The organism is Melioribacter sp. Ez-97, from assembly GCF_051488665.1.
GTDB lineage: Bacteria > Bacteroidota > Ignavibacteria > Ignavibacteriales > Melioribacteraceae > Melioribacter.
On the sequence record NZ_JBPSEG010000014.1, the window covers coordinates 1 to 23,996 of the forward strand.

Annotated in this window: 20 protein-coding genes; 7 read left to right on the forward strand and 13 right to left on the reverse strand. The window is 41.4% G+C overall.

Features of this window, described 5'->3' with window-relative positions; translation table 11 throughout:
- Nucleotides 1–300 precede the first annotated feature (300 nt).
- Nucleotides 301–1,629 (reverse strand): hypothetical protein, encoded by a 1,329-nt coding sequence (locus ACSSWA_RS13090; protein ID WP_437357003.1) that lies wholly within the window; start codon nt 1,627–1,629, stop codon nt 301–303.
- Complete coding sequence (locus tag ACSSWA_RS13095; RefSeq protein WP_437357004.1) at nt 1,619–2,851, reverse strand: YjbH domain-containing protein; 1,233 nt, start codon at nt 2,849–2,851, stop codon at nt 1,619–1,621. The genes ACSSWA_RS13090 and ACSSWA_RS13095 overlap by 11 nt, the downstream gene beginning before the upstream one ends.
- 162 nt (nt 2,852–3,013) lie before the next feature.
- Here ACSSWA_RS13095 and ACSSWA_RS13100 point away from each other — a divergent pair, with 162 nt between their 5' ends.
- The gene (locus ACSSWA_RS13100) at nt 3,014–3,511 is read left to right on the forward strand and encodes a YajQ family cyclic di-GMP-binding protein (RefSeq protein WP_437357005.1); all 498 of its coding nucleotides are present in this window, start codon (nt 3,014–3,016) and stop codon (nt 3,509–3,511) included.
- A gap of 47 nt (nt 3,512–3,558) precedes the next feature.
- On the opposite strand, the gene ACSSWA_RS13105 is transcribed toward ACSSWA_RS13100, so the two are convergent.
- Nucleotides 3,559–6,267, reverse strand: a complete 2,709-nt coding sequence (locus ACSSWA_RS13105) for a TonB-dependent receptor (protein ID WP_437357006.1) — start codon at nt 6,265–6,267, stop codon at nt 3,559–3,561.
- 412 nt (nt 6,268–6,679) lie between these two features.
- On the opposite strand from ACSSWA_RS13105, the gene ACSSWA_RS13110 reads away from it, so the two are divergent.
- From ACSSWA_RS13110 to ACSSWA_RS13120, 3 genes are read left to right on the forward strand one after another with little or no spacing between them, the layout of a single operon-like run.
- Complete coding sequence (locus ACSSWA_RS13110; RefSeq protein ID WP_437357007.1) at nt 6,680–7,888, forward strand: ectonucleotide pyrophosphatase/phosphodiesterase; 1,209 nt, start codon at nt 6,680–6,682, stop codon at nt 7,886–7,888.
- 1 nt (nt 7,889) lies between these two features.
- Entirely contained in the window at nt 7,890–9,173 is a 1,284-nt protein-coding gene (locus ACSSWA_RS13115; protein WP_437357008.1) for a M16 family metallopeptidase, read from the forward strand.
- The gene (locus ACSSWA_RS13120; RefSeq protein WP_437357009.1) at nt 9,166–10,524 is read left to right on the forward strand and encodes a M16 family metallopeptidase; all 1,359 of its coding nucleotides are present in this window, start codon (nt 9,166–9,168) and stop codon (nt 10,522–10,524) included. The genes ACSSWA_RS13115 and ACSSWA_RS13120 overlap by 8 nt, the downstream gene beginning before the upstream one ends.
- On the opposite strand, the gene ACSSWA_RS13125 is transcribed toward ACSSWA_RS13120, so the two are convergent.
- The 6 genes from ACSSWA_RS13125 to truA are packed head-to-tail and all read right to left on the reverse strand — an operon-like array spanning nt 10,521 to nt 14,848.
- Nucleotides 10,521–11,510, reverse strand: a complete 990-nt coding sequence (locus ACSSWA_RS13125) for a hypothetical protein (RefSeq protein ID WP_437357010.1) — start codon at nt 11,508–11,510, stop codon at nt 10,521–10,523. The genes ACSSWA_RS13120 and ACSSWA_RS13125 overlap by 4 nt on opposite strands.
- Nucleotides 11,511–11,527: 17 nt before the next feature.
- A complete protein-coding gene (locus ACSSWA_RS13130) occupies nt 11,528–12,301 on the reverse strand; it encodes an enoyl-CoA hydratase/isomerase family protein (RefSeq protein WP_437357011.1) in 774 nt (257 codons plus the stop codon).
- 9 nt (nt 12,302–12,310) lie between these two features.
- The gene (locus tag ACSSWA_RS13135) at nt 12,311–12,904 is read right to left on the reverse strand and encodes a hypothetical protein (protein ID WP_437357012.1); all 594 of its coding nucleotides are present in this window, start codon (nt 12,902–12,904) and stop codon (nt 12,311–12,313) included.
- Nucleotides 12,901–13,350 carry a DUF2231 domain-containing protein gene (locus ACSSWA_RS13140; RefSeq protein WP_437357013.1) on the reverse strand — a complete coding sequence of 150 codons (450 nt, stop codon included), beginning with the start codon at nt 13,348–13,350 and terminating at the stop codon, nt 12,901–12,903. Before ACSSWA_RS13140 ends, ACSSWA_RS13135 begins: the two co-directional genes overlap by 4 nt.
- 14 nt (nt 13,351–13,364) lie before the next feature.
- Entirely contained in the window at nt 13,365–14,114 is a 750-nt protein-coding gene (locus ACSSWA_RS13145; RefSeq protein ID WP_437357014.1) for an SDR family NAD(P)-dependent oxidoreductase, read from the reverse strand.
- Nucleotides 14,114–14,848, reverse strand: a complete 735-nt coding sequence (gene truA, locus ACSSWA_RS13150) for a tRNA pseudouridine(38-40) synthase TruA (RefSeq protein WP_437357015.1) — start codon at nt 14,846–14,848, stop codon at nt 14,114–14,116. The genes ACSSWA_RS13145 and truA overlap by 1 nt, the downstream gene beginning before the upstream one ends.
- 190 nt (nt 14,849–15,038) lie before the next feature.
- On the opposite strand from truA, the gene ACSSWA_RS13155 reads away from it, so the two are divergent.
- Genes ACSSWA_RS13155 through ACSSWA_RS13165 form a run of 3 tightly spaced genes read left to right on the forward strand, consistent with a single transcriptional unit; the run spans nt 15,039 to nt 19,176 of the window.
- The gene (locus ACSSWA_RS13155) at nt 15,039–15,545 is read left to right on the forward strand and encodes a carboxypeptidase-like regulatory domain-containing protein (RefSeq protein WP_437357016.1); all 507 of its coding nucleotides are present in this window, start codon (nt 15,039–15,041) and stop codon (nt 15,543–15,545) included.
- A gap of 18 nt (nt 15,546–15,563) precedes the next feature.
- Nucleotides 15,564–17,930, forward strand: a complete 2,367-nt coding sequence (locus ACSSWA_RS13160; protein ID WP_437357017.1) for a TonB-dependent receptor domain-containing protein — start codon at nt 15,564–15,566, stop codon at nt 17,928–17,930.
- A gap of 16 nt (nt 17,931–17,946) precedes the next feature.
- Nucleotides 17,947–19,176 carry a hypothetical protein gene (locus ACSSWA_RS13165; RefSeq protein WP_437357018.1) on the forward strand — a complete coding sequence of 410 codons (1,230 nt, stop codon included), beginning with the start codon at nt 17,947–17,949 and terminating at the stop codon, nt 19,174–19,176.
- 39 nt (nt 19,177–19,215) lie between these two features.
- Here the strand turns inward: ACSSWA_RS13165 and ACSSWA_RS13170 are convergent, their stop codons facing one another.
- The 4 genes from ACSSWA_RS13170 to cmk form a co-directional block, all read right to left on the reverse strand.
- The gene (locus ACSSWA_RS13170) at nt 19,216–19,941 is read right to left on the reverse strand and encodes a hypothetical protein (RefSeq protein ID WP_437357019.1); all 726 of its coding nucleotides are present in this window, start codon (nt 19,939–19,941) and stop codon (nt 19,216–19,218) included.
- Between the two features lie 2 nt (nt 19,942–19,943).
- Complete coding sequence (mtaB, locus tag ACSSWA_RS13175; RefSeq protein WP_437357020.1) at nt 19,944–21,269, reverse strand: tRNA (N(6)-L-threonylcarbamoyladenosine(37)-C(2))-methylthiotransferase MtaB; 1,326 nt, start codon at nt 21,267–21,269, stop codon at nt 19,944–19,946.
- A gap of 99 nt (nt 21,270–21,368) precedes the next feature.
- A complete protein-coding gene (rpsA, locus tag ACSSWA_RS13180) occupies nt 21,369–23,198 on the reverse strand; it encodes a 30S ribosomal protein S1 (protein ID WP_437357021.1) in 1,830 nt (609 codons plus the stop codon).
- Between the two features lie 82 nt (nt 23,199–23,280).
- Complete coding sequence (cmk, locus tag ACSSWA_RS13185; protein ID WP_437357022.1) at nt 23,281–23,988, reverse strand: (d)CMP kinase; 708 nt, start codon at nt 23,986–23,988, stop codon at nt 23,281–23,283.
- Nucleotides 23,989–23,996 lie beyond the last annotated feature (8 nt).

The following is a 23,996-nucleotide window of genomic DNA, read 5'->3' on the forward strand; positions in this document are numbered from 1 at the left end:
TAAGTCTACAAGATCAGGTAAACCCTGGAATCTTGTTTTCCTCAAAGAATTCAATTCCAAATCTGAAGCAATGAAACTCGAAATCAAAAAATTTTTCACAAAATATCTTTTCTTTATCAGCTTATTTGTACGCGATAGCTTCTTTACTCAATTTAATTCTATAACTTAGCAACAGTATTCAATAAAAAATCAAAAGTTGAGACAAGCGCTACCCCAATGAAGAATATAGGACAGAAACACATCCGGATAAGTATTAAATAATCGAGCGCCCGTTATAAAACGGGCGCATCAAAAAAAATATCAACCGCCTACGCCCTGATCATGCTTGGGCACCCAGACCCATTGATCTCTAACTTTTTTATAAACCTTAAGATTAGCAACAACGTCAGCCGAAGTTTCGCCTGCGCTTAATGATGCGGTTACTGTTACTTTATATCTGCGAACAACCGCCGACCAGACCCACGTGCCTCTTTGGGTAGGAAAATCGGGATTATAATGATCCAACTTACCGTCGCCGTCAAGATCCTTTTTATATTCAGCTGGCAAATCAGGTTGAGGCGAAGCAGTATAAGATATGCTTACGGCAAGTATGTTCCCCTGGTCGTCATAACGAAGGTCGTAATCTTCGAATGCGTCGGTTTGGGTTATGATATTTCTCACCCATTTTTCGCTTACAGTACCCGATTTAGGCGTTACATTCAAACTTGGCGTATAAGAATGGGTAATTGTTTGTCCTTTTGCCACTACTTGTTCTGCGGCGTCCGGTTCATTTGTATTCACATTTGTAATTGAGAATGATCCCTCGTCTGCAACAGTCCACGACGAAAATCCCGTAATCTGAGTTGAAGCCGAAGTTCCGTCGGCGTCAACCGTAGCGGTTCCCCGCGTTTCCCATTCGAGAGTAACCGGATTCAATCTGTAGACAGACATTGTTTTACCGGGCGTCGATATATAAGGGAGAGGGAAGGAAACAGTAACCGGTTTTGCAAATGTAATTCCTGTCGGTTCAAAATTTGCAGCCGCTGTAATCACCTTATTAGACGCAGCGGGCAATGGCACAGTATTGTTTACGGTTATCGGCGCGACTGAAATATCCGTATTGGCTGCCAGGGCTCCTGCAGGCACGTCTACCGACACTTGTTTTGTAGTTACCGCTTCTGTAGTGGTAGTTCCTACCTGTCCGCCGTTTGTGGCGGAAACAGATTGCGTTACGCCTTTAAGTTTAATTAGATAAGTCGTTGGCACCTGCGCAACATAATTATTCTTATCGATTGTCGCCGCTACTTTTTTAGACCCGTAAGAAGCGGCTACCGCGCTAACTTTTAATTTAGCCCCCGGAATATTCGATACGTCGTATTGATAGTTGCCCGTATTGTCGGTAGCCAGCGTAGTTAATACTTCTCCTGCTTCGTTGGCAAGAATGACGGTGGCGCCCTGGATTCCGCCGAGCGTTACGGCGTCTTTAACATAGCCGTTTAGCACTAACGGAGCGGGCGGTTCAACCGGCGTTGTTGGCGCGGGAACTATCGGTTCCGTTTTGGTACCCTCACATCCTGTGTATGCAATCAATGCAACCACAAGGAATATGGAAAGTATTATTGATGCGGATAATGATTTTTTAGCGTACATACATACCCCTTTCCTGGTTAGATTTAAATTTCTTCTTTAATTCTTTTCTAATAAATGCCGGATTATATTTATAAAATTCTTTTTCGAAATAATTACCCGTATTGTAAGTAACTCCGATCAATGAAGATAATTCACCTTTAACTCTGTATTCCCACCTGAAATTTTCCGCCGTTCTTATTCTGACTAACGAAGGTTTTGAATATTCGGACGGAAAAAGCGGCACCGAAAAATTGAATCCTCCGTTTGTATATCCGTCAATTGAACGCACGGCAAAAAAGCCGAGTTCAATTTCCCCGAATTGGCGGTTTATGTCGACGCGTATACTTTTGTCTTCATAGAGAAATTTCCCCGCTGTTACTCCGATTGTAAGGTCGTATTTATTAATTCGATATTTCATACTCATATTATATGTAAACAGATATAAATCGGAATAATAGAATTTATTTTGATAAACCGACAAATATCCCGTATAGCCGGCGCTCCCTTTCAAAACAATGTCGCCGTTATTAAAAATTTTCATTGCGGAAAAATCCGCTCCGTATCTGTTTTCCGTAAAATATCCAACCGTTGCAAATGCATACGTCACTTCGTCAAATTTAAACGTCTGTCCCAATGATACGATTCCCGGTCTTATATAATCCCCTTCGCCTTTAAATTCGTTATAAACGGGTATGATCGTTTGAATATTCAATTCCATACCTTTCCACCAGGTAGTTCTTATTTCCGGAATAATATTTATTTGAGCTCTGACCGGATTATCGTAATCGCCAAATTGCCCTTTGAAACCCGGATGAATCGTTATGTCATTACGAAAGTCCGATTGATTTTCGCTCTCCTCTTTCGGCTCCGTTGAAGTATACGAAATAAATAAATTCTTTTCGAAATCGCTCCAATCGGTTGTGCCGGTTGTCACAGAATAAAAAAGACGGTTATCGTACCGGATTTCGAGCACGGGTATTTTCTTATTAAGCATAGTTATTGCTACCGTATCGTATTCCCTGTAATTTTTTAGAATATCCATAACTTCGAACAATCCGTCTGCATTGAATCTGTAGACGCGGTCTTCGTAAGCAATAAAAATTTTTGTTCCTTCTACGTTAACCGACAGATTTTCGAAGCCCTTACGACTCAATTCTTTAATTACAGTCGCTTCAGAGTAAGCGAAATATGATAACGGAAGTAAAAAAAAAATTACAATTACCCTAATGAACGCATTTTTCATTTTGATGGAACTAACCCGTGATTAAGGAACCAACCCCGTTGACAGGATTATGCCAGCTCACAACCCTTCTATTTTGTCTGCAATATAGCAGATATAATTTTTAATATCAAAATAAATTTAATTATTTTTTTGTAAACAAATAATTTTTCATCGGGAGGAAAAATGGCTTCAAATCATTCGTTTGACATTGTTTCGGCGGTCGACTTTCAGGAGGTAGACAATGCAATTAATCAGGCTCTAAAAGAAATTCGACAGCGCTACGACTTGAAGGATTCGAATACGGAAATCGAATTCAACAAAAAGGAGAAGCAAATTAATATTAACACGAAAGACGATTATTCGTTGAAGCAGTCTTTCGACATCCTTCAGAGCAAATTTATAAAACGGGGTTTATCGATTAAAGCAATGAAGCCGGGCGAGCCTGAACCTGCGGCAGGCGGCAGATTGAAACAAACAATTGCACTTCAAAGCGGAATATCGAAAGAAAACGCAAAACGGATTACAAAATTAATAAAGGATAGCAAACTCAAAGTCAACGCTCAAATACAGGACGAGCAGGTGCGCGTTACCGCTCCCAAAATCGACGACCTGCAAGCGGTAATTCAGCTCGTCAAAGAGGCGGATTTCGATTTTCCGGTACAGTTTGTTAATTATAAATAAAAAAAGCCGTCCTTTTGGGGACGGCTTTTTTTAACAATCTAGAATAATTAGAATCTGATAGAGAAACCGAGATTGAATGTTCTCGGCAAGCCCGGATAAATTTCAGCGTCGTCTGCAGAGTGATTTACGCCGTTTGCTTTGTAAGCATTGTAAGCGCTGTTGTCCGTTGCATCCTGAACGTAGAGCTCGTCAAACAAATTGAAAACGTGAGCAAAAACATTCAAGTACATTCCGTTTAATTCGACAGGCACGTCGTATGAGAAGTGCAGCTCAAACAGGCTAAATTCGGGTATTTTCCATACTTGAGCTCTGTCAGCTGCATTATTTCTGCTGAACGGATCGAAATCAGCATAGTATTCGGTATTATATCTCCATAAAAATTGAGCATTTAAACCCTCAACGGGAGATACTGTAACTGCAGTGGCTATTTGAGTCTGCGGAGCGTCACCGACTTTCAAATCTTTAATATAATAGTTATAGTTTTCTTGTTGATTAGTCTGATAATCAACTACATAAAAACCGGAAACATCATCTGTATACTTCCAGTTGCCGAAGGATCCTGCAACGTCGAAACGGAGCATCCGTGATACCTGATAAGCCAGTTCAAGTTCGAGACCTGCGTGACTTGAGCTTATACCGTTGAGAAATACAAGACCTTCCGAACCGTCCGCATTCAATACTCCTCTGGATTGAGCTCGGTCTTTCCACAAAGTATAATAAAGATTTGCTTTTGCAGTAAGTCTGTTATTGAAAGCTTTATAGTTAGCGCCTACTTCAAAAGAAAGAATTTTTTCGTTTTTAGGATCTTTAATTTTAGCGCCGCTATAGTCATCAATTACCTGGTCGAAAATCGGCACTCTGGCAATATAGCCGGCGTTTGCATAGAAACTAAGGTCTGTACTGTAACGGAAGCTGGCTCCGCCTTTTACCTGGTATCCGCCGATCCAATCTGTTTCTACAAATAATTCGCTTCCGTCTGCTGCTTTTCTAAAGTGATTTGTATGATCATATTTGATCATCGAGTAACCTGCGGTTGCATAATATGTGAATCTGTCCATGCTGTATTCGGCCTGAGCGAAAGCGCCAGCCCAGCTTACAGTGTTAGTAAAGAAGTAATCGATTTTGTCGCCGAGCTTTTTGTAATATTTATCCGGCGTATCGAACGCATTTGCATTACTATAGAAATAGTCGCCGCCCAATAAATCTCTTACTTCTCTGTAGTGTTCGATTTCCGCATAGCGTACATCCAAACCGAACGATGTTGTAAGGTTTTCGTTAACTTTGTAGAAAGCTTTCGATATACCGCCGAGTGTCCACTGATTATTTACGCTGTTTCTCAAAATTCCACGGGATACTTTTACTACATTGCCGTTTGCAAGCGTATCGATGTTATTCATGTTTCTTTGAATTGTTCCGTTCCAGTCAACAACGCGCTGCAACAGAGTATAATCCCAAACCATCGAACCGAATGTGCCGGAGCCTCCGCCAATGCCGCCTGACCAGTATAATGTTGTATATAACGATAAATCTTTCGTAAGATTCGAATACCAGTTAAAGTTGACAATCGGTTTGTGGTAATAATTCTCTCTTTCATTAATGAAATTCGGCGAATAGCGATTGCTAGCGCCGTCGTTCCAGTATTGTTTACCGCGGTATGTAGGATCGAGAGAATTCCAGTTGGAATTATAGAGAATTCCTTGTTCGGCTAATTTCGGGTCTTGTAATGCGGCTTCGCTGAATCCGAGTTCGCGTGCCAGCTCATGAGAATATGTAGCTGCGTTTAAACGCCAGCTCCTTTGACCGTGTCTCTGAGGAGCGCCGGTAGCATATAACTCCAATCTGTTATTCTGATTAAGTTGATAAGCGGCGCCAAGATAATAAGCATAGGCGTCTGACCAAGTGCCGTCGACAACTCCGTCCTGACTTTTCTTTACTCCTCCCAAAGTGAGAGCAAATTTATTGTCTATCAAGCCTGTATGTACAAAGAGAGTTTGTTTTGTAAAGTTACCGCTTCCGATTTCATTTTTGTAGAAAACACCTCTTTTCGAAGCGGTCGGATCTGTAACAATATTTATAACGCCGCCAACTGCGGGAGTTGCCAATGTAACAGCCGTGAGACCTCTCTGAACCTGAATAGACGAAGTAGCGTCGCCGAGTCCGTCCCAGTTGGACCAATAGACCCAACCGTTTTCCATATCGTTAACGGGTACGCCGTTTATCATTATAGCGATATTTCTCTGGTTGAAACCTCTCACGTTAATACGAGCGTCGCCTGCGCCGCCGCCGTTATCGGTGGCAAATACGGACGGAGTTGTATTTAATACGAGAGGTATATCGCGCGAGCCTAATATTCGTTCTATGTCTTTCTTGTCGATATCAGTAAACGCTACGGGCGTTTTTTGTTCTTTAGCGCGGTCGGCTATAACTTCAACCGACAGGGAGAATTCATGTTCTCTCAGCGTGAAGTTGACTTCCATGTTATTTGTCAGGTTGATATCGTACTCAACTTTTTCGTAGCCGATGTAGCTGCAAACTATAGTGTATCTGCCTTTCGGAGCCGTAATTTTGTAAGTTCCGTCAGCTTCCGAAGCGGCGCCCAATGTTGTGCCTTTCAAAAATACGTTGGCTCCGATTAGAGCTTCACCTGTTTGCGATTTTACTACACCGCTGACTGTGTAATTTTGCGCCATCAAAAATGTCGGCAAAAACACTAACATCAGCAGTAACGCTGAAATACGGTAAAATGATTTACTCATAGTTTAACCTCTGTTTTTTGGGAAATTATGTTTATTAAAAAAAAGGTAAGATTATTCGAACGGTTCAGTATCATATCAAATTTAATTTGGATTAAATTAATTTCCATAAATTTTCGGGTTTCTCAAATTGTTCCGAACTCCCCTAAAGAAGCGCCTGTCAATAACTGATCGATTCCGGCATCAAATATCAGGGGAATTAATTTCATTTTCAACTTGTTTTTTAATTCTTAACGATTTCTTAATACCCTATGGAATTTATATATCGCACTTCTGAAAATAGGAAAATACTTTTAAATGGCGAAAAAAATTTTCACATATTTTTTAAATATTTTGAAATTTAAATTACCTGCATTTATCAAAACCCTCAAATACTATTATTTTTTTATATTTCCTTCTTAATTTCGGGAGTTATATGAAACGATACATTATCTGTTTATTCTTATTTTTTACGACTTTAGCCCGCGCGGGAGATAAACCCTATGTAATTTTAATCTCATTCGACGGATTTCGATGGGATTATCTGGACAGAGGTCTTACGCCGAACCTCAATAAACTGGCGGACGAAGGAGTGAAAGCTATGTCGCTCAGACCGGCTTTCCCCTCCAAGACTTTTCCCAATCATATTTCTTTGATTACGGGAATGTATCCGGATAATCACGGAATAATCGGCAACTACTTTAAAGATACAATCAAAAACAAGGAATATTCACTCGGCGATACAGCGGCTGTAAAAGAACCGTTTTGGTATCTCGGCGAAGCTTTCTGGGAAACAGCCGAAAGAAACGGCGTTATAACGGCAAGCTATTTCTGGCCCGGCTCGGAAATTTGTTTGGATTACCGGCGCCCGACTTATTACGAAAAATACGACCACGATCGAAATTACCGGGAAAAAGTAAAAGGAATTATTAATTGGCTCAATCTGCCGGCAAATAAACGCCCGCATTTTATTACGCTCTATTTCCATGACACGGACACATACGGACACGACTACGGACCCGACTCCCCGGAAACAAACCGGGCGATTGCCCGTCTCGATTCCGTTACCGCGTATCTTCTGAACGAGATTAACAAAACCGATTTGAAAGACAGTATAAACTATATTTTCGTTTCGGATCACGGTATGACGTCTATATCTCCTGATAGAACAATTAATATCGAAGCGATAATTGAAAAATACAAATGCAGTTTTCAATATGACGGTCCCGTAATGTTCGTTAATCCTCCGGAAGATAAAACGGAAGAAGTTTACGAGCTCCTGAAAAAATCCGAAAATCATTTCAAGGTTTACCGGAAAGAAGAAATGCCGGAGTATTTTCACTACAACACTCATCCTTTTATATACAGATTGATTCTTGTTGCGGATTTAGGCTGGAGCCTTCGCTCTAATAAAGAACCTAAATGGCTGAGTTATGCAAAAGGAAATCACGGCTACGACAATAATCAAATTGACATGCACGGTATATTTTTAGCATACGGTCCTGCATTCAAATCCAGCTACAAGACGGGTACGCTCTGGAATATCGACCTTTACCCGCTTCTTTGCAAGATATTCGGAATATCGCCCCGTTCGAACATAGACGGTAAACTCGAACGGATCGAATTCATACTGAAGGAGAATTAACATGTCCGGAAACATTTTCAAAATAAATTACAGCAAACATTATCTGGAAAACGGACTCGAAATAATATTGTTTCAGGATAAGTCCGTGCCGACGGTTTCGGTAAACATCTGGTACAAAGTAGGTTCGGCAAATGAAACGCCGGGCAAAACAGGTTTTGCGCATCTCTTCGAGCACATGATGTTTCAGGGTTCGAAACACGTGCCGAAAGAAGGGCATTTCAAATTCATCGAAGAAGCCGGAGGCAGTTTGAACGGCTCGACTTCGTTCGACAGAACAAATTATTACGAAACTGTGCCGGCAAATAATCTTGAATTGGCTCTATGGCTCGAATCCGACCGTATGGGTTTTCTCCTTCCGGCGCTCACACAGGAAAAGCTTGATAATCAAAAAGAAGTCGTAATGAACGAAAGACGGCAGAGATACGAAAATCAGCCGTACGGATTAGCATGGGAAATTATTTTCTCGAATCTTTTTCCTTCAAATCATCCTTATTCCTGGCCTACAATCGGATGGATGAAAGACATTGAAAATTTCAGTTTGGAAGACGTAACAGACTTTTTCAATAAATACTACAAACCTTCAAACGCAACGCTGGTTGTGGGCGGTAATTTCGACAAAGAAGAAGCACTCGAATTAATCGAGAAATATTTCGGCGACATCCCGGGCAGTGAAAAGCCGGAACTGCCTGCAGCCGATCCGGTTTCACTGAGCGAGTCTAAAAAAATTATTTATCCCGACAATATCGAACTGCCGAGGATTTATTTAGCCTGGCATTCCGACAAATTATTCGGAAAAGACGACGCTTCGCTCGATATTCTTGCTGACGTCTTGTCGTCCGCCAAAAGTTCGCGCCTTCAAAAGTCGCTTGTATTCGAAAAACAGATTGCTCAGGATGTAAGCGCGTTTCAGTTTTCGGCGCGTCTTGCCGGAATATTTGTAATCGTTGCTACGGCTAAACCGGGCGTTTCCACCGCAGATTTAAAAGAAGAAATTTTCCGTCAATTAGACCGAATAAAAGCCGAAGGAATTACGACAGACGAATTGGAAAGAGCAAAAAATTCGATTAAGTCGCACTATGTTTATTCATTACAGAAAATCGACACAATAGCCGACCAGCTCAATCTTTATAATTTTCATCTGGGCGAACCCGATTCGTTTGAATACGATCTGGCTCGTTATTCCAAAGCGAGCTGTTCTCAGGTAAAGGAGACGGCAAATAAATACCTGACCGATAAATATGTTGAACTGCACATCGTACCCAAAGAAGGAGGTTTGAATGTTTGACAGATCTACGCCGCCAAAGCCCAAAACGAAAATCGATTTCAGCTTGCCCGAAATAGAAAAATTCGAGACGGAAAACAACGCGGTTTATTTTTCTCAAAAAGAAAAACTGCCGATAGTACAACTCAATATAATAATTGACGCCGGCAGCAGGCTTGACCCGCCTGACAAAAAAGGGGCGGCATTGCTGACTTCTCTGCTGATCGACGAGGGCGCCGGCAAATATAATTCATTCGAGCTAAACGACGAATTCGAAAAGCTGGGCACGGTTCTAAGCATTAATGTAAATCACGATACTTTTGCATTCTCGATGCTTTCTTTGAGCGACAATTTCCAAAAATCGTTCGAACTCCTATCGGAAATATTAAACAATCCCCGTTTGCAAAACGACGACTTCGAAAGGGAGAAAAAGAAACTTACCGCTAAAATAATTCAGTTGAGAAAAGAACCTTCCTACATTGCAAATACGGCATTCGACAGAATTGTTTTCGATGGAACATATTACGCTTTTCCGGAACTCGGTTACCTCGAAACTCTGGACAAAATTACGATTGAAGACGTCAGGGATTATTACCGAAAATATATTCAAAACAATTCACTTAGTTTTGCGGTCGTGGGAAATGTTTCAAAAGATGAGATCGTCAGGCTTGTAAACAAGAATTTTAGCGGCAGACAAAAGATAACGATTGATCAAAATATCGAGCCGGTTGTTGCTCAAAAGACCAGGATTTACATAGCAGACAAAAAGGACGCTCCTCAAACCGAATTGAGAATAGGACACCGCGGCGTAAAGAGAAACGAAGAAACTTATTACCGGTTGAAATTAATGAACACAATTTTGGGCGGCGACTTTTCGAGCAGGATCAATTTGAATCTTAGAGAGAAGAAAGGATTTACTTACGGCGCCGGCTCGGTTTACGGATACCATAAAAACGCGGGATTTTTCGAAGTTCATACGGCTGTTAATGCCGTCAATACCGGCGAATCTATTTCCGAAATAATTAAAGAAATAAAAGGCGTAAGAGAAAGGATTGACGAAGACGAAATCAATTTTGCCAAGTCTTATCATACAAAAAAGTTCCCTTCGCTGTTCGAGACATATACTCAGATAGCCAAAAATATAACGCCGTTAATTATTCATAATCTGGATACGGATTATTACAAAAATTACGTAGACAAAATCAAATCCGTACGGAATGAAGAAATAATCGACGCCGCGAAAAAATATTTGCACCCGGAAAGTCTCGTTATCGTTGCCGTAGGCGACAGGGACAAAATCCATGAACAAGTTAAAGGATTGAACGCAGAGATTATCTACATAGATGAAAACGGGGAAATCGTTGCGAGCCGCTAAATTACCGGCGTTATTTTGTATCCTTTTTTACGGTAATTGTCGAATTCCGTTTTAATAATCTTGAAATTCTCCGGAGTAATTAAAAAGATTTTTGTTTTGTTTCCTGTTTTATCTTCGCAATAATATTTGAACCTGGAAAGCAGTTCGTTTTTATCCTCGTCGTCGAGCAATATAAAATCGGAAATCCTTTTAAGCTCCGCTCCCCTTTTCTTAAACCTTTCCTCGACGTAATTATAGACCGGTGAATTATACAGCTCCGATTTTTCGTCAATCAAATAAAAAAGAGCGTTTGGGAAATCAGATACAATTTTGTTTATTGCGTTGTCGATTACCTTTTTGTGAGAGAGGGTCTTGATTTTATAATCCGAAGATATGTCGTCGTTTAAAATTACGACATAATCTTTATCGTATTTATTAATCGAATCCGCGGCGCTTTTCGAATCTTCGGAAGGAATAAATCCGAGTGCAAAACGATACGGCATATTAAGTATTTCGGTAAAATCAGAATTGTCCGGCTCCGTGTCATAAAAAATAAACGCAAGATTATTATGCTCGCGCTTTAATTTGGCGTCGGGGATAATGTCTGCAAGCAATTTTAATTTTTCATTCGAATAGACTCGCAGTTCCGTTTCACCGAAAATCTTCTTTTCTTCCGAAACGAAACTAGTTATGTCGTTTTCAATCGCATATTCGAGATCCTTCAAAATAAGAGGAATGGGCAGATCTGCGGGCAGGCGCACGATAATTTTATAATGAACGGAATCTTCTCCGTCGACTCTTATCTTCTTTTTGCTCACCCAGTTCTTTTCTATACCGTGACTATCCAGAATTTCGGAAAATACCGAATCGATTTCCCAAACCGAGAATTCGCCGATTACGCCGTCTTCCCCGTTTTCCTGTTTATTCGAAAGAAGATCAACGGACAGATTGATTATGAGCAAAGAGACTGCAATGCCAATCAGATAATAGGTAAATTTATAATTCATGGAAATATCGGCGTGTATTATTTGTTCATAAATTGAGCTTTCCTTTTTTCGAGAAAAGCCGAAGTTCCTTCCTTAAAATCTTCGGTTTCCGTGCAAAGAGCGAAGAGCCGGCTTTCGTTTTCCATTTCCTCCCTGCGTTCTTTGACTCTGAGGGATTCAAGCGCATATTTAATTATCACGCCGCTTTTCGAAGCGATTTTTTCGCCCGTCTTTATTGCGGTGTCAAGCAATTCCCCGTGCGGCGTGACTTTATTTACAAGTCCTATTCTGTATGCTTCGTCAGCGTCGATCATGTCTCCGGTTAAAATCATTTCGAGCGCTTTGGATTTGCCTGCAATTTCCCGTAAGCGCACCGTGCCTCCGTATCCGGGTATTATACCGAGATTGATTTCCGGTTGACCGAAGCGGGCGTTTTCCGAAGCGATTCTAATATGACAAGCCATTGCCAGCTCGCATCCGCCGCCGAGCGCATATCCGTTTACAGCGGCAATTACGGGTTTGTCGAAATTTTCTATGCGGCTAAATATTTCCTGCCCGTTTCGTGAAAACTTTTCCGCTTCTTGTCTGCTCAATTTATTAATTTCAGTTATGTCAGCTCCGGCGACAAATGCTTTGTCGCCCGCGCCTGTTAATATCACAACCATGATTGAAGAATCTTCTTCAATCATCTTAAAAATTTTATTAAGCTCATCGAGCGTCCTTAAATTCAAAGCGTTAAGTTTATCGGGTCTGTTAAGTTTTACGATCCCGATATTTCCTTCTTTGCCGAGTATAACATTTTCAAATTCCATCTTAACCTCCTAAATTTTAACAAAAATCGGGATAGTCGCCTTAAATACTATCGAGATATATTGATTGTCGGGCAAATAATTATAATACGCCATAACATCGAGAATAAACATCGAAAATCCTCCGCCGATCTGAAAGCCGAATTTAGATTTCCCTTCGGTAAAGTTTTGTTTGTTTTTTCCTTCTTTGAAGATATGAGAATTTTCAAAGTACGAATATTGAATACCCGCGTCTACAAGCGGCATAAGCAGCGCGACGTTCTCCACAAGCGGCGGGAAATAATATCTCGCCCCTGCCGCCAGAAAAATCATATTACTCGAATACGAAGCATAATCCGTTTTCTTGTAGAGAGTCTGTCTGCCCGGATAATGCTGATAACCCAGCGTTGAATAAAAAAAGAACGGCATCAAAAGATTATCGGTATAGAGCAACGAAGTTTCCGCTCCGACTCCGATATTATTTTTATCGGAAAAATCGCCAACCGGGAATTTCGGACCTACCCCCAGCGACATAAACAATCCTTTGGCTTCTCCGAATTTTATCGGCTGCGCTGCAACTGCAATTGAAAGGCAAATCATTATTAAAACAAAATATTTCTTCATCATCCACCGAAAATTTTGGTTCCGACTCCGAATTCATAAACCAACAGACCGCCGTAATAAGCGGTTATTAATATTAATACAAAACCAATAATAGCAAAAAATAGAATAATTAATTTATGGTAGAACAAATTAATGTTTTTCCTGACTGTATAAAATCTGTAAAAAAAGAGAGAAGCGCAAAGCCACAGGAATAAAGAAGAAAAAAGTTCGTGATTGTTAATTGCTTTTTGCAGTCCGGGATTTTGAATAACAGCCTCGTTTACTTTTTGAGCTTCCAAATTGCCCGTCAATACAGCCGCTATTGAAAAAAATATTGCAAGGAACAGGAACGCAAGAGCGGGTTTAGTCATATTTTCTTTGCCGGCAATGATGCCGGCGGCGTCTGTTACAAAATAGATAATATAAAACACTATCGGGAAATGAATAATAATCGGATGAATCGTTTCCATAAACTTCCTTTCGTTTACCCGCAGAGAACGCTTCCGCCGTTGACGTTTAATATTTCGCCGGTAATATGTCCCGCCAGATCCGAAGCAAGGAATAAAACCGGGGCTGCTATATCTTCGGCGGCGGCAATTTTGCCCAAAGGTATAGAGTTAATTATTTCCTGTTTATATTTTTCGTCGGCAAAAACTTCGTCGTTCATTTCAGTATCGACCCAGCCGGGAGCCACGGAATTTACCGTAATGTTGAACTTTGCCAGTTCAACCGCCAGCGATTTGGTAAAAGAGATCATACCGCCTTTGGTTGCGGCGTAGTGCGAATGAAAAGCTTCGCCGCGTTGTCCGGCGGTCGATGAAATTAATATTATCCTGCCATATCGATTTTTTTTCATATACGGCAATACGGCTTTGGAAAATAGAAACGCCGAAGTAAGATTAATCCTTATTATCTCGTTCCATTTTTCGAGCGTCAAAGTTTCAATAGGTCCGTCGTTCCAGATGCCTGCGTTATGAACAAGAATGTCGACGCCGCCGAAATCCTCAGCCGCCCGTTCAACCATTCGAAATATTTCCTCTTCCGATTCCATATCCGTTCGGTATGCTTTTGCATTCCCTTTTAAAAATGACTCCAATTGTTTGGCGCGTTCGGCTGAATTTTTATACGTAAAAGCGACTCTGCCGTTTGCCTGCGTAAAATATCTGACGCAAGCTTCGCCAATGCCGCGGGAACCTCCCGTTATGACTGCGACTCTGTTTTTCAAATCGATCATCAGTACCTCACTTTATATAAAAACAAACCTTTTGCGGGCAACGCCTCCCCGGCGGATTTTCTGTCCTTTTCATCCAAAATTTTTTGAAGCGACTCGGCGTTTTTATCATTAAGCGCCGTTTTCAAAATCGTCCCTGCAAGCGCGCGAACCATACCGTGTAAAAATCTGTCTGCTGATATTGTAAATATCGTAAAGTCCGATCTTCTGAACCAATTGATTTCCGTTACTTCACAAATTTTGTTTTTAACGGTCGATTTGGCTCTGCAAAACGAAGTAAAATCTTTTTTGCCGAGGAACGTCGCGCTTAATTCATTAAGAAGTTTTATATCGATATTTCTTATCGGAGGATATAAATAAGAGTATCTTAAATAAAAAGGAGATTTTGTGTGGCTGAACAAATAAATATACTTCCTTTCTTTTGCGTCATATCTGGCATGAAAATTTTCGGTTACCCGTTCAATTTTTTTAATTGCTATATCGTTTGGTAAAAGCGAATTTAAGGAATAGACAAATTTATTCGTATCGAATTCATCTGGATATCTGAAGTTTGCCGTCTGACCGAGCGCGTGAACTCCGGCGTCGGTTCTGCCGGAACCGATCAGATTGACTTTTTCTTTTAGAATAACTTCTATTGCTTCTATAATTTTCTGCTGTACGGTAATTTTATTTTTTTGAATCTGCCAGCCGAAGTAGTCTGTTCCGTCGTACTGGATGGTAAGTTTATAATTATACATTATTTCATTTCTAAATCTATCTGTCTCAAAATTACGCCAAAAGAGAGAGATAAACTACTTTTTTATTGTTTTTTTTTGTTTTTAACGCTAAATTGTAAAAAAACATTGGGCAATTAGCTTTATATATTTGTTAATAGGGTTCTACACAAATAAATAATAAATATATTCACCAACAAAATGAGGGGTGTGTATGAAAAAGAAAATACCACTTCTATTATTAGTTCTTATGCTTCCCTTTAGTCTGATGGCTCAAAACACATTTAGAATAATGGGAACGGTAACCGATACATACGGGGAACCGTTGATCGGCGCAAATGTTTATATCCCTGCTTTGAATACGGGCGCGGCTACCGATATGGCAGGGAAATACGTAATTGAACTTTCAAAAGATGTAGCGCAGGGACAAGAAGTAGCTCTCACTGTTACTTATGTCGGATATAAGTCCCAAAGCGTAATGTTAACTCTTACGGGCAATTCAATTCAGCAGGATTTTGAATTGGAAGAAGACGTCTTCGAAAGCGAAACGGTAGTTGTAACTGGTATAGCGTCCAAAACTTCCAAGTCCGTTGCGGAGGTTGCGGTGTCAAGAATTCCTGCAGCGCAGCTGGCGGAAATACAAAGTTACCAGGGACTGTCTCAGCTAGTCTCCGGTAAAATTTCCGGCGTGCAGGTAGCCCCGTCATCCGGTAACGTCTGAGGAGGTTTCCGTTTCTTCGTGAGAGGCGGCGGCGGATTGAACGGCGACGAACAGCCGGTAATTTATATAGACGGCATACGAGTTGAAGACGCTGAGATCGAGGGATACGGCGTAGGCGGCCAGGGCTCGAGCATTCTTGCAAATCTGAACGTTCAGGACATTGAAAACATTGAGGTGCTAAAAGGTCCTGCAGCAGCGGCTATGTACGGCACCGACGGTTCAAACGGCGTTGTTTTGATTACAACCAAGTCGGGCAAATTGGGAGCCGGATTAAGACCGTATTCCGTGACTTATAAGTATGATTACGGTTACAATACGCAAGCTTACAAATTCAAAAAAGACCGCTTCGAAAGCGCAGACGGCGCTAACGGTATTTATCAGGACGGTTTAATCAGAAATCATTATGTTAATTTCTCAGGAGGCACGGGAATTCTGAGATACTATGCTTCTTACGAGAACCGTCTCGAAAACGGAATTCTTCCGAATTCCTCGATGGACAGATCTTCAGTCAGATTAAATCTCTCGGCTTATCCGACCGAGAACCTGACATTCCAATTTACTTCGGCATTCATTTTCAATAATATTCAACGTCCGAATAACGACAACAACATTTACGGATGGCTGGGAAACACGCTTTTGCGTCTCTGGTACTTTACAGACAGCGCGTCGGTCGCCGGCATTAAAGACCTGAATAAGAATAACCAGTACTTAGGATCTTTCAAAATCACTTGGAAACCAATTGAAAATTTAGAATTAAATGCCGGAGTAGGTATAGACGACAACGACTGGAGGCAAGATCAGATATTCCCGGTTACCGGCAGTTATTCTACTATCAATAACGGGCAAAAAAGCATTTATAACAGACATAACCGTCAATATACATACGATTTAAACGCCCGGTACAACTATAATATAACAAATGACCTTAGAGGCTCTTCTGTAATAGGAACACAAATCTTAGATCGTAAACTTACAACGAGCTTTATGTCTGCGGAAAATTTCGGCAGTCAATTTATTATGAATATCGGCTCAGGATTAACTATTAATGAATACGACGAAGGATTCAGTCACATTCGCCAGGCAGGTATTTATCTCGACAACAATTTCTCGTACAAAGATCAATACTTTTTAACACTGGCTGTTCGAAGGGATTATGCAAGCACAATCGGAGAAAACGCCCCGGCTATTACATATCCGAAATTGAGTCTTGCGGTAAGAATGGATAAATACGACTTCTTCCCTAAATTCTTCAGTTTATTTAAACTAAGAGCCGCTTACGGCGAAAGCGGACAGCTGCCCGGAACGGATGACGCTATACCTTTACTTTGGCAGGCATATAACGGCGGAGCAGGCATTGGCGGCGTTTTGAGTTCGATAGGCAATGCCGGAATAGAGCCAGAAAGAATTAAGGAATTCGAAGTCGGTTTCGATTCGGAATTCTTAAATATGTTCGCTCTCGAGTTCACATATTATAACGGCAGCGCAAAGAACTCAATAATTTACAAAAATAATCCGCCTTCGTCCGGTCTTACTGCCAGCACGGTGCCTTTTAATATAGGCGCAATGAAAAATCACGGATTCGAAACATTGCTGCAAATCAATCCGATTAAAGGCAGGGATTATAATCTGGACGTCAATATAATCTGGAAATATCAAACGAACGAAGTGACGGATATGGACGGGCAGGAAATTCCCGACGGATTCGACGTGAATTACATTAAAGAAGGGATGAAAAAACACGAGTTCTACACCTATAAAACCGTAGGCGCCCGTTTCGACGAAAGCGGCAGATATTTAGGTCCTCAAGTATCTGATGAACGAGTAGATCTCGGCAACCCGATTCCCGATCATACGGGTTCCATCAGCTTTAATTTCCGATTCCTGAAGAATTTCAATTTGTACGCATTAGCCGAATGGGGACTTAACAATAAGGTATATAATCTTACAAGACAATTTGCCATCCAATTCCGTAATGATACGGAATACGAAATACTGAGAGCTAAGTTGGGACTTTCCTCGTCTCACGATGAAGTTACTCCACTGGAAGTTGGTTCTCCCGAATATAAAGCCGCAGCCGAGCAATATGCAAAACTCTACATCGGTTACGACGGCAATTTTATTGAAGACGCGGATTATTTCACGATCAGAGAAGTTAGTTTGAGTTACGACTTTACCGATTTGTTTAGTCAGTACCTCCAAACGTCTTCATATTTACAGAGAGTTGTGGTAGGATTTTCCGTACGCAACCTTCTCAAACTGACTAAATACAGCGGCGCCGACTACGAACTTAACTTCGACGGCGGCAGAAGTCTTAGCCGAGGCACTGACTTCCTGACATTGCAAAATCCAAGAACTTATACATTCTGGGTACAACTCGGATTATAAAAAGGGAGAATTAAATATGAAAAGAAAATATATATCATTATTGCTTCTCTTCGCTATAGCGGGTTTGTTTATTTCATGCGAAGATTACGTATCGAACGTAGATCCCCTTGTCGATGCAGTTGAAGACGAGGTGTTGACTCGGGAATCCGAAGTTCCGTTTCTGATTACGGGTATCCAAGATGAATTCGCTCTTGCTACAGACGATTTGTTTATTGCTGCAGACGGACTTTCGGACCAGCTTTTCTTTACCAGAAACGTTCCTAATGCCACTTATCCCACTTACGAACAGATCGATATAGGCGAAATACTTCTGGACAATAATTCGATAGACAACGCATTTAATCCCTTGCAAAGATTCCGTAAATATGCCGATACGCTTGTTGCACGCCTGGATAAAATCTCGTTCGAAGATACCGGCTTACAAAAAGAAGCTTATTTTAACTCATATTTGTACGGAGGAATTGCAAGATATTACCTCGCTACTTATTTCGGCTTAACTGAAACGCAAGGAGGCGGAGTTATAAACGTAGGTCCGTTTATCCCTTCGAATCAGATGTACGATTTAGCCGTGGAGCGTTTTAAGACGGCTTTGACATACGCTCCGGGAAATTACGAAACTCGCCTTGTCAACTCTTTGATTGCCCGCTGTTATCTCTTCAAAGGCGATTATGCGAATGCAGCTGCTTACGCACAACAAGGACTTATTAACGGCGATTCTCCTCTCGAAGCCAAATACAGCACTCTCAGCGACAATAACTACAGAGTTCAAGCCGGAGAATTACGTTCGCAATTTGTAGTTGATTTTCGTTTCCTCGATTATATTAATCAGGATCCGACCGAAGCCAACCGTATTCCTCTTAAGCCGCGTAACGGCGGAGACGGTGTAACTTATTATTATCAACACAAATACAAACTGGACGTAACCGGATTGGTATCGAGCATTCCAATAATGACATGGCAGGAAAATAATTTAATGAAAGCAGAATTAGTTCTGAGAGGCGCAATGTCCGGCGACGCCGTTGCGCTTGTAAACGAAGTAAGGGAATCGCATTCTGTTTCAACGATCGCCACTATAAGTCTCGACTCTTCATCGCCCTCAATTGTAGAAGAAAGGGATAAGGAACTTTTCTGCCAGGGAATGAGACTCCCGGATCAAAGAAGATTTAACATCTTCCATATGCCAGGTAAATGGCAGTACCTGCCAATAACCGAAAACGAAAGGGTAAGAAATCCCAATCTTCAATAATAGTTGAAAAGGAGGCGGACTGAGTTCCGCCTCTCTTTTTTAGAAGCTTTTAATTAAGTTTAATTTAAAAGTGGAAGGCAAATCCGTATTGTTTACAACTTCAAATGAAATGTTCCAGCCCAACGATTCGTTCAAATTTCTGTTATGAATTGCAACCAGACGCGCGGCGTTAATTGCGCTAATAATTCTGTTGAGTATCAACGCGCCGATTGCAAACCGGAGGTTATTATAAGCCTGTTCGCTCGACTTCCATAATTCTCTGTATTTACGCCTGTCTTCGTTATTATTCCATTTCCAATAATGCGTACCGGTATCGTAAACATATGCAAAGCTGCGGTTCAGTTCCTGTATTCTGTTATATTCTTCGATATTCATATAGATGCCGATCGAAGCATAATAGCTGTCGTCTTTTCCATCGGTTGTAATTCCACCGTTGGAAACGGCAAAAGCTTTGTAATCGTCTTCTTTCCATTTGCCGTAAATGGAGTAGCCTGCGTAGACTCCCCAAAGAGCCGCATCCGCCGCGGTAAAATAGATGCCGCTGCCGTAATCCCCCGCATAGAGCTCTCCCATGCCGGGCAGAATCATCGAATAGAGGATTGCCAGTCCCGCGCTCTTTTTGGACTGGGCTACATTCATTGGAACCGGATTAAATTTTTCCGTTTCTAGCTGCCGGCTGCCGGCATATTTAATTTCGAGCAAGGTGCCCGAGGTTTGCGCTGCAATCATTGACGAGAACATTATGAATAAAAATATTCTTTTCATTTTTAACCTGCCTTTGTTTTTAATGAATTTGCTGTTAAAGAATATTCACCCGTAGCAATGTTCCCATCAATCTCCTTAATTTTTACTTTTACAAATTGATTGATTAAGTTTTTTTCAAAAGGAATTTTTACACGTACGTAATTTGAGGAAAATCCTTTAATAAAACCATTATTATTTTCGCTTTCCGGTAAAACCGTAAGTTCTTTGCCGATCATTTTCCTGTAAAACTCATTTCTCTTTTTGTCGCTTAATATTCTGAGCATGTTGTTGCGTTTCTTTCTGATTTCAGGCGCGACGTGTTCGGGCATTTTTTCCGCTTTGGTATTGGGTCTTTCCGAATATGTGAATACATGAAGATAAGAAACAGGCAATTCTTTGAGAAAATTATAAGTATCCAGAAAGTCGTCGTCGGTTTCGCCTGGGAATCCCACAATTACATCCACCCCGATTCCCGCATCCGGAATTCGGTTTACAATTTTATGGATCAATTTGTAATAATCTTCGGTTTTATATCTTCTTTGCATCAGTCGGAGAATTTTCGGGCTTCCGCTTTGAAGAGGAATATGAAAATGTTTACATAGCCGATCATCCGCAGCGACCAAATCGATGATTTCATCCGTCAAAAGGTTCGGCTCGATTGAACTTATTCTTATTCTATAATCACCTTCGGTCTTCAGCAAATCGTTTAATAGTTTGTAAAGATTATAATCAAGATTCTTTCCGTAATCGCCCACGTTGACGCCGGTTAGAATTATTTCCTTATATCCGCTTTCGACCAGACTTTTGAATTCGGAAATTACTTCTGCAGGATTAGCGCTGCGACTCCGTCCTCTGGCAAGCGGTATAGTGCAAAACGAACATTTATAATCGCAGCCGTCCTGCACCTTAAAAAACGCCCGAGTTCTCGAATCGGCTTCGGTAGAATACGAAGAATGGAAAGAATCGAGCTCTTCTGTGGGAGAAACGAAAATTTCCGGTTTTACATCTTTTTTGAAATTCTTCAGATAATCGAAAAGATTAAATTTTTCCTTGCTTCCCAATACGGCGCCGACGCCGTCAATTTTGGCAATGTCTTCCGGACGCAGTTGGGCATAACACCCTGTAACGATTACGAAGGCGTCGGGATTGGCTCTTAAAGCGCGTCGTACGATTTGTCTGCATTCCTTTTCCGCTCCTTCAGTAACGGAACATGTATTTACTACATAGACGTCGGCAGATTCGTTGAAGCCTACAATTTCGTATCCGCGGTCGAGGAATTTATCTCCGATTGTGGAGGTCTCCGCGAAATTGAGCTTACATCCCAATGTATAAAAAGCCACTTTCGACATGGCAACTTCTTTCTTTTTTAATAACGTTAAATATAATTTACAAAAAAGGCTGTACTTATATAAAATAAGCACAGCCCCGGAATCAATTTATCAAGATGCTTATTCTGATTTTTCTTCGGCTTTGTCCGATTCCTGCTGAGGAGCTTGAGGCATCTGCGGAGGAACGCGATCTTCATATAAATTGAAATCCGAAGAATCGAATTTGCCCGCGTCAGCCTGTTTGATATCCTCTACGGATACTTTATCAAGCTTATGCGTAGTGATATATTCAGCAATTTCCTCGTCGGATTTCTCTTTCAGCACCGCAAGAGCGCTCAATACTATTTTCTTGTTTTCCTTATCGAACTCAACGACCTTGAGCTCGAGAGTCGTTCCCACAGGGAAACAGTAAGAGAGATTTTTTATTTTCGAAGGCGACAATTGAGTTGCGGGAATAAATCCGTCGACTCCGAGAGGCAATTCTGCAATCAGACCTTTTTCGATAATACGAACCACTTTGCCTTCGGTCTTTGTGCCTGCGGCATAAACCGATTCGAAATTGTCCCACGGATTCGGATTAATTTGTTTATGTCCGAGCGATATTTTACGCTGTTCGGTATCGACGCTCAGCACTACAACTTCAATGCTCTCGCCTTTCTTAACTACTTCTCCGGGGTGACGTATCTTCTTTGTCCACGACAAATCGGAAATATGAATCAGACCGTCGACGCCGGGTTCGAGTTCGACGAAGACGCCGAAATTCGTAAGGTTTCTTGCAATTCCCGTATGGCGCGAACCGACGGGATATTTCTTAACAATATCCTGCCACGGATCGGGCGTCAATTGTTTCATACCGAGAGAAATTTTCTTCTCGTCTTTATCGAGGCTCAGAATAACAGCCTCTACAATTTGTCCCATTGAAACGAACTGGGACGGATGGCTGATATGCTGAGTCCAGCTCATTTCGGAAATGTGAATCAAGCCTTCGATACCTTTTTCGATTTCGATGAATGCGCCGTAATCGGTGAGCGAAACAACGCGGCCGGAGACCTTGTCTCCCACTTTGTATTTCTCGTCGATATTTTCCCACGGATGCGGCATAAGTTGTTTCAAGCTGAGCGAAATGCGTTTCTTTTCTTTATCGAAGTCGGTAACAACAACCTTGATTTTTTCGTCGAGTTTTACAACTTCGCTCGGATGATTAATTCTGCCCCAGCTCAAATCTGTGATGTGAATAAGACCGTCGACGCCGCCGAGGTCTACGAATACGCCGAAATCCGTAATTGCCTTTACGATACCTTCGAGAATCTGTCCTTTTTCGAGTTTGTCGAGAATTTCCTTACGCTGATCGGAAATGGTTTCCTCGATTAGAACTTTATGAGACACAACGATATTTTCCGTCGGAATATTCACCTTAACAATTTTGAAATCCATTGTTTGACCAACAAAGGCATCGAAATCCCTTACGGGTCTGATATCGATTTGAGAGCCCGGCAAGAACGCCTCGATACCCATCAAATCGACGACCATACCGCCTTTGATGCGTTTGAGAATTTTACCTTGAATGACTTCGTCGTTTTCGTAAGCTTTAAGAACACGCGACCATACTTTGAGGAAATCGGCTCTTTTCTTGCTCAATACGAGATTACCGTCTTCGTCTTCAAAGCTTTCGATAACAATATCGACTTTGTTGCCGATTTTGATTTCTTCGGTAGCCGAGAATTCAGATTTCGGAATGGTGCCGTCGGTTTTATAACCTACGTCGATAACGACGTTATCGCCGTGAATACCGACAATCGTACCCTGAATAATTTCGTCTTCTTTAATATCTCTGAAAGACTCGGAATAAAGTTTGGTAAGCGATTGAAGTTCTTCTTCCGTATACTCTTCCGGATTGATAAATTTGACGTTGTCTAATTGATTTTGCATTTTTTCTTGTTTATCGGACATTAGTCCTCCTACTTTTTACCGCTCGCGTCTTCCCGCCATCAAAAAAGCCGCAACGGTAATAATTTGTTACACATTTAGTTAATTACGATGGCGACAAACTTTTTAATTGTATACCTTTTTTTTCGAGCGCTTCTTCAATCTTTTTAATCAGCAGTTCCAGGTCGTCGTCCGGAGTCAGACCGGTATTGTCAATTTCGAGAGCGTCTTCGGCTTTTTTAAGAGGCGCCACGTCTCGTCCGCTGTCGATTTCGTCTCTCTTCGCCAGATTGGCTTTCACATCATCGAAAGAGATATTGACATTTCCTTCCTGATATTCTTTAAATCTTCTTTTTGCTCTTTCGTCGAGCGAAGCCGTCAAAAATATTTTCACATCCGCATCCGGGAAAACCACAGTGGCGATGTCGCGACCTTCGGCGATTAAATTACAATCTTTCCCGATCGATTGCTGCAGTTTGACCATTTCCTTGCGAACTCCCGGAATCGCGCTAATCTCGCTCACTTTCGAATTTACTTCCGCCGATCTGATTTTATCCGTAATTTCTTCGCCGTTCGCAAAAACTCGCGTTACGCCGTTTTCGAAACGTAATTTCAAGTCCAGATTTCTGGTCATTTCGACCACGGCTTCATGATCGTCTGCAATTCCGCGCTGCAAAGCGCAATAAGTAATAGCCCGATACATCGCGCCGGTATCAAGATAAATGAAGTTAAGCTTACGGGCTAAATTCTTTGCAGCAGTCGATTTACCCGAGCCAGCAGGACCGTCTATTGCTATGATAATTTTTTTCGACATTGACTTAC

Bases quoted from the DNA above. Each gene is read 5' to 3' on its own strand.
- ACSSWA_RS13140 (WP_437357013.1), bottom strand. From the start codon at position 13,350: ATGGAAACGATTCATCCGATTATTATTCATTTCCCGATAGTGTTTTAT.
- ACSSWA_RS13115 (WP_437357008.1), top strand. From the start codon at position 7,890: ATGTCCGGAAACATTTTCAAAATAAATTACAGCAAACATTATCTGGAA.
- truA (WP_437357015.1), bottom strand. From the start codon at position 14,848: ATGTATAATTATAAACTTACCATCCAGTACGACGGAACAGACTACTTC.
- ACSSWA_RS13110 (WP_437357007.1), top strand. From the start codon at position 6,680: ATGAAACGATACATTATCTGTTTATTCTTATTTTTTACGACTTTAGCC.
- ACSSWA_RS13130 (WP_437357011.1), bottom strand. From the start codon at position 12,301: ATGGAATTTGAAAATGTTATACTCGGCAAAGAAGGAAATATCGGGATC.
- ACSSWA_RS13155 (WP_437357016.1), top strand. From the start codon at position 15,039: ATGAAAAAGAAAATACCACTTCTATTATTAGTTCTTATGCTTCCCTTT.
- ACSSWA_RS13125 (WP_437357010.1), bottom strand. From the start codon at position 11,510: ATGAATTATAAATTTACCTATTATCTGATTGGCATTGCAGTCTCTTTG.
- ACSSWA_RS13095 (WP_437357004.1), bottom strand. From the start codon at position 2,851: ATGAAAAATGCGTTCATTAGGGTAATTGTAATTTTTTTTTTACTTCCG.
- ACSSWA_RS13170 (WP_437357019.1), bottom strand. From the start codon at position 19,941: ATGAAAAGAATATTTTTATTCATAATGTTCTCGTCAATGATTGCAGCG.
- ACSSWA_RS13120 (WP_437357009.1), top strand. From the start codon at position 9,166: ATGTTTGACAGATCTACGCCGCCAAAGCCCAAAACGAAAATCGATTTC.
- cmk (WP_437357022.1), bottom strand. From the start codon at position 23,988: ATGTCGAAAAAAATTATCATAGCAATAGACGGTCCTGCTGGCTCGGGT.
- ACSSWA_RS13100 (WP_437357005.1), top strand. From the start codon at position 3,014: ATGGCTTCAAATCATTCGTTTGACATTGTTTCGGCGGTCGACTTTCAG.
- mtaB (WP_437357020.1), bottom strand. From the start codon at position 21,269: ATGTCGAAAGTGGCTTTTTATACATTGGGATGTAAGCTCAATTTCGCG.
- ACSSWA_RS13145 (WP_437357014.1), bottom strand. From the start codon at position 14,114: ATGATCGATTTGAAAAACAGAGTCGCAGTCATAACGGGAGGTTCCCGC.
- ACSSWA_RS13090 (WP_437357003.1), bottom strand. From the start codon at position 1,629: ATGTACGCTAAAAAATCATTATCCGCATCAATAATACTTTCCATATTC.
- ACSSWA_RS13105 (WP_437357006.1), bottom strand. From the start codon at position 6,267: ATGAGTAAATCATTTTACCGTATTTCAGCGTTACTGCTGATGTTAGTG.
- ACSSWA_RS13165 (WP_437357018.1), top strand. From the start codon at position 17,947: ATGAAAAGAAAATATATATCATTATTGCTTCTCTTCGCTATAGCGGGT.
- rpsA (WP_437357021.1), bottom strand. From the start codon at position 23,198: ATGTCCGATAAACAAGAAAAAATGCAAAATCAATTAGACAACGTCAAA.
- ACSSWA_RS13135 (WP_437357012.1), bottom strand. From the start codon at position 12,904: ATGATGAAGAAATATTTTGTTTTAATAATGATTTGCCTTTCAATTGCA.